The 591-nt window shown below is 42.0% G+C and carries 1 protein-coding gene; it reads right to left on the reverse strand.

Annotation, left to right across the window (positions count from 1 at the left end):
* Positions 1–591 (reverse strand): hypothetical protein (locus tag ACPUEY_RS14100; protein WP_425122474.1); only part of this gene is annotated, 591 nt, incomplete at both ends.

Here is a 591-nt window from a genome sequence, read left to right on the forward strand (position 1 = left end):
ACCTAAAGCAGCTGCACCGGATGCACCTTGAACAGCAACGGTTGCAGCTGCACCAGCACGAGCGGCGGTTGCGAAATTACCGATTTTACCAACTAGGCCGCCAATTACTCCTCCCATTCTTCCTAATATAGAAAGAGTAGGACCAGCAGCTAAAGCAATACCACCAATAGCTATTACTGTCTTCTGCGCTTCGGGAGATAAGTTAGCAAACCATTCAGTAACTGATTTAACAGCAGCAGAAACTTTAGGAAGAACATCCATAGCAATATCCAATAGCATTTTTCCAAGCGGTTCTAATGCTAATTGCGCTTCACGTAATGTTTTCTGCCACTTTTGAGAGAAAGTTTCCTCTTGCGCTTTCCGTAGCTTATCCATAGCACCTTTGGTATCGCCTAATCCGCCATTAACATCAGTTAAACTATATACAGCTTGGTTACCCATATCCTCGAATTTAACGCCAAAAATAGAAACTCCTAATTGAGTAGCTTCTACTTGATCATCCATGTTTTTCAAATCACCAATAACCGATTTGAATACATCAGCAGCAGTCGCTTTACCTTCATTAAACGATTTCCAGATATCCTGTGACTT

Origin of the sequence: Acinetobacter sp. G11 (genome assembly GCF_049808495.1) — a bacterium.
GTDB classification, from domain to species: Bacteria; Pseudomonadota; Gammaproteobacteria; order Pseudomonadales; family Moraxellaceae; genus Acinetobacter; species Acinetobacter kookii.